The sequence below is a fragment of the Phenylobacterium sp. genome (genome assembly GCF_030646615.1).
GTDB lineage: Bacteria > Pseudomonadota > Alphaproteobacteria > Caulobacterales > Caulobacteraceae > Phenylobacterium.
Window position 1 is genome coordinate 103,718 of record NZ_JAUSLG010000023.1, and the last position, 6,700, is coordinate 110,417.

Here is a 6,700-nt window from a genome sequence, read left to right on the forward strand (position 1 = left end):
GTCCTGGCCCGAAGCGCCCTCTGAGTTGGGTTTTACTCACCGCCCCTCGGGCCGATCCTGGAACACGATCGGCGGGGTGGACCGGCTGGTGACCTCCCGGATCACGAAGCTGCTGCGGATCCGCGAGACGTGGGGCAGCATGGACAGCTCACGGCGATAGACCCGGTCATAGTCCTCGAAGGACTCGACGTTCAGCATGATCAGAAAGTCCGTGTCGCCGGATACGAATCCGCAATAGGAGACCGAGGGGCATTTCACCACCTCGCGTTCGAATTCGTTGAGCGCACGCTCGGCCTGAGAACTCAGCTCGATGGCCACGAAGACCACGACGCTGAACCCAAGCATCGGAAGGTTCAGGTCAGCTGAGTAGCTGAGCACCGCCTGGCGTTCCTCAAGTATCTTTCGCCGCCGCGCCACGGCCGTGCTGGAGAGATTTATCTTTTCACCCAGCCACACGTCGGAAGCTCGGCCATCGATCGACAGCTCTCTTAGGATTTGGAAGTCGATGGCGTCCAGGCCAACGTGTTCGAATTTCGACATGCAATCCCCGTTTCACTGCGTAATTCAGCGGCAGAACCGCGAATTGAGCATAAGATTCCTATATTCAAATGTGGCCCAACAGCAATCGAAACTAATCTGTCCCTGCTGAGACAGCGACCAGCGGGTGCAGATGGGTGTCGGCAGTCCTGGTCGCAAGAAACCGACGCATTGGAACAAATATAACTGGGGGTAGTCTCCATGTGTGGTCGATTTTACAGAAGGTCCGCGCGCCCACTCTGGCCCGGCGAGTCCAATTTTTCGAATGGCGGCGTCCTTTGGCGCAGCAGCCCATGAGCCCTGATACGCATCTGCGACGCCCCTAGGACGCAGGCGCGCGCAGAAAATAGCCCCGAGATGTCGGCCGGATCATCTCCCCGATCCGGCTCGAAGGGGCCTCCGACCGATCCGAAATAGCAGGCGAGCCGGCCCACCGGCGCGCTTGGCAGACGCTCGCCTCACTGGAGGGGCGGGCGTGACGGCCCCTCACGCCGCCTGCGGCGGGTGGACGCCAAGCTAGAAGAGTTGAGAACCGCAATGAGCCAACTGTCACTCTCCCGCCCCTCTCGCCGCCTCCGCCACTATGCCCTGGCCACGGCGAGCGCCGCAGCCCTGATGGCCCAGGCCGCGCCCGCCCTCGCCCAGACCGCCTCCAGCGCGGAGTTGGAAGAAGTCGTCGTCACCGGATCGCGCATCGTCCGCGACGGCTATGACGCGCCCACCCCGGTCAACGTTCTCGGCGCGGCGGAGATCCTGGCCGAAGCCCCGGCCAACATCGCCGACTTTGTAAACACCCTGCCCTCCGTCGCAGGCTCCGTCACGGCGGCCAGCTCGTCGGGCTCACTCAGTAACGGGGCGGCTGGCATCAGCGCCCTGAACCTCCGGGCCCTCGGCACCGGCAGAACCCTCGTCCTGTTCGATGGACAACGCTCCGTGGTCTCGGCGGCCACCGGCCAGGTCGACACCAACACCTTCCCGCAATCGCTGATCTCGCGGGTCGAGGTCGTCACCGGCGGCGCGTCGTCAGCCTACGGCTCCGACGCCGTCGGCGGCGTCGTGAACTTCATTCTCGACAAGGCCTATACCGGCTTGAAGATGACCGCCGAGTACGGCGAAACGACCTATGGCGACGGCGAAAACTGGAAGTACAACTTCACCGCCGGCACGCCCTTCGCCGAGGGCCGCGGGCATATCCTGCTCAGCGCAGAAACCGTCAGCCAGACTGGCGTCCACAACGAAAGCCGCGACTGGAACACCACCGGCCATTTCGCCATCCGCAACACTGACACCTCAGCTGGCGCGCCCTTCTATATCGTCGCCGACAATGTGGGCATCTCGAGCTATGCCCCCGGCGGCCTGATCACGGCCGGCCCGCTTCGCGGCACCTATTTCGGGGTCAACGGCCAGGTCAGCCAGCTCGCCTATGGCGCCGTCTCGGGCCAGTGGATGGTCGGCGGCGACTGGGAATACACCTCCAGCCTGAACGGCACCAACTCGCTTATTCCAGACGAGGACCGCGACAGCTTCTTCGGGCGGGTCAGCTATGAAGTCGCCCCGAACCTGTCGGTGTTCGCTCAAGCCTCCTACGCCCGCTATGAGGGGCTGAGCTACTATATCCAGCCCACCAATACCGGCATCACCATTCGCGCCGACAACGCCTTTCTGCCGGCGTCGGTGCGGAGCCAGATGACGGCCCTGGGCCTGACCAGCTTCGTCATGGGCTCAGGCAATGCCGACATGCCGGCCTCGGGCAGCAACAACATCCGCGAGACCGAGCGCTACGTGGTCGGCGCAGACGGCGACTTCAGCGCCCTGGGCCGCGACTTTGGATGGGATGCCTATTATCAGCACGGCGTCACCAAGACCCGCGAGGAGCTGACGCCGACCTGGAACAATGCCCGGCTGGCGCTCGCCACCGACGCTGTCGTGGATCCGGCGAGCGGGGCCATCGTCTGCCGTTCGACCCTGACCAACCCGACCAATGGCTGCGTCCCGCTCAACCGGTTCGGCATCGGCGTGGCGAGCCAGGAAGCGCTCGACTATGTCCTTGGCCAGCCCCTTCGGACCCAGGAGTTCGTGCAGGACGTGGCCGCGGTGAACTTCACCACGGACCTGCCGGGCTGGGCTGGCCCGATCGACATCGCTTTCGGCGGCGAGTGGCGAAACGAGAAGATGTCCGGTGAGGTCGAGTCCCAGTATCTCGATGGGTGGAAGTACGGCAACTACAAGGTCACCAGCGGTGAATATGATGTGGTCGAAGGCTATATCGAAACCCTGATCCCGATCATCGATGGCCTCGATTTCAACGGCGCAGCCCGCTACACGCGCTACAGCACGTCAGGCGGCGTGACGACCTGGAAGGCCGGGCTGACCTACACGCCGATTTCCGACATCACCTTCCGGGCTTCGGCGTCGCGCGACATCCGCGCGGCCAATATGAGCGAACTGTTCGACGCGGGCACAGCGCGAAGCAACTCCGTCTCCATCAACGGCGTGGCCACCGCCTTCGTCCAGAACCTGCGGGGCAATGCCGACGTCCAGCCCGAGGTGGCCGATGGTCTCGGCCTGGGCATGGTGTTCCAGCCCAGCTTCTTGCCCGGCTTCGCCGCTTCCCTCGACTACTACGAGATCAAGGTGGAAGGGGTGATCGACTTCGTGACCGCCCAACAAACCGCCGACTTCTGCTTGCTCAATAACGTCCAGCGCTACTGCAGCAATCTCCGCTACGAGAACGGGCAGCTGGCCTTCATTGATCTGTTCTACGACAACCTGAACAGCCTGAGCGCCAAGGGTCTGGACATCGAGGCGTCCTACCGGACCTCCCTCGACGCCTTCATCCCTGGCGCGGCCGGCGACCTGAGCCTGCGGGCCATGGCGACCCATTATATGGAGAACGTCACGGACAACGGCGTCACCGCCATTGATCTGGCGGGCTCCAATGTGAGCTCGACGCCGGACTGGGTTTATCGCGTGACGGCGGCCTACAACCTCGATCCCATGACCTTCAATGTCACAGCGCGCGGGGTCAGCGACGGGGTCATCAGCAACGCCTATACGGAATGCCAGAGCGCCTGCCCGACGCTTGTGGCACCCTACTATACCATCGATGACAACCACATTGATGGCGCCCTCTATTTCGACGCCTCGGCGACCTACGCCTTTGATCTGGGGGCGACCGGATCGACCGGCGAGGCCTATATCTCGATCAAGAACCTCTTCAACAACGATCCGCCGCTCACGGCGAACCCGGCCGCCCTCGGCGCAGAAAACACGGTCGGCTACCTGCAGACCAATCGCACCCTCTACGATGTGGTGGGTCGCACCTTCCGGGTCGGCATGCGGCTGGCCTTCTAAGCCCTCCAGCCGCATCCTGGCGCACGGCGCGTCGGTCTCAGGACCGGCGCGCCGTCGCTGTTTTGAGGGGACGAGCGGCCCGGCTTGGCTGTAACCAGTAACATGGTGTGGCGCTCCACATCGCCCCAAGCCAAGGCCGCTGATGAGACATCTGAAACGCTATCTGCCGCTCGCGATCCTGGTGATCGGTGTGGTGGCTGTGTTCGCCAGCGGCGTGACCCGCCATCTCAATCTCGAAGCGCTCCAGACCCACGAGGCCGCCCTGCGCGCCATGGTCGCCGACAACCTGGTCGTGGCGCTCGTGGCCTTCATCGGCATTTATGCCCTGTCCACGGCCCTCAGCGTCCCCGGCGCCGTCATCCTGACCCTGGCCGGCGGCTATCTGTTCGGGACCTGGGTCGGCGGGGCGGCCACCGTGGTCGGGGCGACGCTGGGCGCCATCGCCGTCTTCTATGCGGTGCGCACCTCGCTCGGCGCAGCCCTGCGTGACAAGGCCGAGGCTTCGGGCGGACGGCTCAAGGGGATCATGGACGGCGTCGAGGCTGGCGCCTTCGGCTATATCCTGACCCTGCGGCTGATCCCTTTGGCGCCCTTCTGGCTGGTCAATGTGGCTGCGGCCCTGGCCCATGCGCCGCTCCGGGCCTACGCCCTGGCGACCCTGATCGGCATCATGCCCGCCACCTTCATCTATAGCGGCATCGGCGCGGGCGTCGGCGAACTTCTGGCCAGGGATGAGGCGCCGGACCTGGGCGTGATCTTCCAGCCGTCCATCCTCCTGCCCCTGGTCGCCCTTGGCCTGCTGTCGCTGGGGGCCACCATCTTTCAACGCCTGCGGGCCCGTTCGGGGAAAACCTTGTGAGCACCTCCATCAAGGCCGACATGGTCGTCATCGGCGCCGGCTCTGGCGGTCTGTCCGTAGCCGCGGGCGCGGCCCAGCTCGGCCTGAAGGTCGTGCTGTTCGAAAAGGGGGAGATGGGCGGCGACTGCCTCAACTATGGCTGCGTCCCGTCCAAGGCCCTGATCGCGGCGGCCACGGCGGCCCACGAGATGCGCATGGCAAGCCGCCTGGGGGTCCATGCGGCCGAGGTCGCGGTCGATTTCTCCCAGGTCATGGCCCATGTGCGCGCGGCTATCGCCACGATCGCGCCCCACGATAGCCAGGCACGGTTCGAAGGCCTCGGCGTCCAGGTGGTGCGCGAGGCGGCGCGGTTCTTGGACCGACGCACCGTCGCCAGCGACAGCCTCAGGGTTCGTGCGCGCAAGATCGTCATCGCCACGGGCTCCCGCGCGGCGGTCCCCGACATTCCCGGCCTGTCGGACACGCCGTTCCTCACCAACGAAACCCTGTTCGACCTGGACGTCCTGCCCACGCGGCTGGTCATCCTGGGCGGCGGCCCCATCGGCGTGGAGCTTGGCCAGGCCTTCCGTCGCCTGGGATCGGAGGTGGTGATCGTCGAGGCCGACCGCCTGCTCGGGCGTGAAGATCCCGCCGCCGCCGCCTCAGTCCTGGACCAGCTCACCGCCGATGGCGTGCGCCTTATGGCCGGCCGCAAGGCCGTGCGGGTCGAACCTGGCCCGACCCTCGTCGTCGAGGGGGCGGCGGGCGAGGAGAAGATCCCGGGCTCGCACCTGCTGGTCGCTGTCGGTCGCCAGCCGTCGCTCGATGGCCTGGACCTCGACAAGGCCGGCGTCGAACGCAACGCCCGCGGCGTGGTGACCGACAGGAGCCTGCGCAGCGGCAACCGCCGCGTCTATGCCGTAGGCGACGCCGCCGGCCGCGGCCAGTTCACCCACCTGGCCGGCGCCCATGCGGGCCTGGTGGTCCGGCGCGCCATCTTCGGCCTGCCGGTCAACGCCGAGACCCTGCAGGTCCCCCGGGTCACCTATTCCGATCCCGAGCTGGCGGCCATCGGCCTCAGCGAAGCCGAGGCGCGCAAGGCGCAGGGCGACGACATCCGCGTGGAGCTCGTCGAGTTCGCCGGCAATGACCGTGCCATCGCCGAGGGCGATGTGCGGGGCTTTGGCAAGCTGATCACCACGGCCAAGGGCAAGATCCTCGGCGTGACCCTGGTGGGTCGCCATGCCGGCGATCACATCCAGCTCTGGGCTCTGGCCATGTCCGCGGGCCTTAAGCTCAGCCAGGTCACCGGCATGATCGCCCCCTATCCGACCCGGGGGGAGGTCAACAAGCGCCTGGCCGGCCAGTGGTACACGCCCGCCCTCTTCTCAAGCCGCACCCGCAAGGTCGTCGCCCTGCTCAAGCACCTGGCCTGAGACGCCCGACCCGGGCGACAAAGCCCAGGTCCAGGCGGCGCTTCAGCCACAGGGCGGCGCGGCCATGGCTCCACAGGCCGCCGCGCAGGGCCAGGCCGGTCCCGTCGCCCAGGTCCATGATCGAGAGCCAGCGGGGCTGGGGGTGGTAGGCCCTGAGCGGCGCATTCGTCGCCACAGCCATCAGGTTGGCCAGCAGGATCGGCGCGGCGCGCACGCCAAACACACCGGCGGCTGGCCGCTCGGCCCCGTCGATGACGGCGCAGTCGCCCACGGCGAACACCCGCGCATTGGCCACCGACTGCATCTGAGGCGACACCCGCAGACGCCCGTCGGCCCCGACCGGCAGGCCCAGCGCGCCGATCAGCGGCGGCGCCTCCAGGCCCGTGGCCAGCACCAGGGCGTCGCAGGGCAGGATGCGGCCATCCGCCAGTTGGCAGGCGGCGGAGGTCCGGCCGACCACCTCGCCCGCTTCGAAGACAATCCCTCGGCGTTCGAGCGCCTGCGCCAGGCGCCGGCCGGCGCGCCCGGGCGCCCA

At 66.6% G+C, this 6,700-nt stretch carries 5 protein-coding genes; 3 read left to right on the top strand and 2 right to left on the bottom strand.

Features of this window, described 5'->3' with window-relative positions; genetic code table 11:
* Positions 1 to 36: 36 nt before the first annotated feature.
* Positions 37 to 540 (bottom strand): Lrp/AsnC family transcriptional regulator, encoded by a 504-nt coding sequence (locus Q7S93_RS04060; RefSeq protein ID WP_304712349.1) that lies wholly within the window; start codon positions 538 to 540, stop codon positions 37 to 39.
* Between the two features lie 534 nt (positions 541 to 1,074).
* On the opposite strand from Q7S93_RS04060, the gene Q7S93_RS04065 reads away from it, so the two are divergent.
* From Q7S93_RS04065 to Q7S93_RS04075, 3 genes are all read left to right on the top strand, one after another.
* Positions 1,075 to 3,891 carry a TonB-dependent receptor plug domain-containing protein gene (locus tag Q7S93_RS04065; protein ID WP_304712351.1) on the top strand — a complete coding sequence of 939 codons (2,817 nt, stop codon included), beginning with the start codon at positions 1,075 to 1,077 and terminating at the stop codon, positions 3,889 to 3,891.
* 142 nt (positions 3,892 to 4,033) lie between these two features.
* A complete protein-coding gene (locus tag Q7S93_RS04070) occupies positions 4,034 to 4,750 on the top strand; it encodes a TVP38/TMEM64 family protein (protein ID WP_304712353.1) in 717 nt (238 codons plus the stop codon).
* Positions 4,747 to 6,165, top strand: coding sequence for a dihydrolipoyl dehydrogenase family protein (locus tag Q7S93_RS04075; protein ID WP_304712355.1), 1,419 nt, complete (start codon positions 4,747 to 4,749; stop codon positions 6,163 to 6,165). Before Q7S93_RS04070 ends, Q7S93_RS04075 begins: the two co-directional genes overlap by 4 nt.
* Here Q7S93_RS04075 and Q7S93_RS04080 read toward each other — a convergent pair.
* The coding region (locus tag Q7S93_RS04080) for an FAD-dependent oxidoreductase (protein WP_304712357.1) at positions 6,149 to 6,700 on the bottom strand (552 nt) is incomplete at its 5' end. The genes Q7S93_RS04075 and Q7S93_RS04080 overlap by 17 nt on opposite strands.

Excerpts from the sequence above, each read along its gene's own strand:
- Q7S93_RS04065 (WP_304712351.1), top strand. The coding sequence starts at position 1,075 with ATGAGCCAACTGTCACTCTCCCGCCCCTCTCGCCGCCTCCGCCACTAT.
- Q7S93_RS04060 (WP_304712349.1), bottom strand. The coding sequence starts at position 540 with ATGTCGAAATTCGAACACGTTGGCCTGGACGCCATCGACTTCCAAATC.
- Q7S93_RS04070 (WP_304712353.1), top strand. The coding sequence starts at position 4,034 with ATGAGACATCTGAAACGCTATCTGCCGCTCGCGATCCTGGTGATCGGT.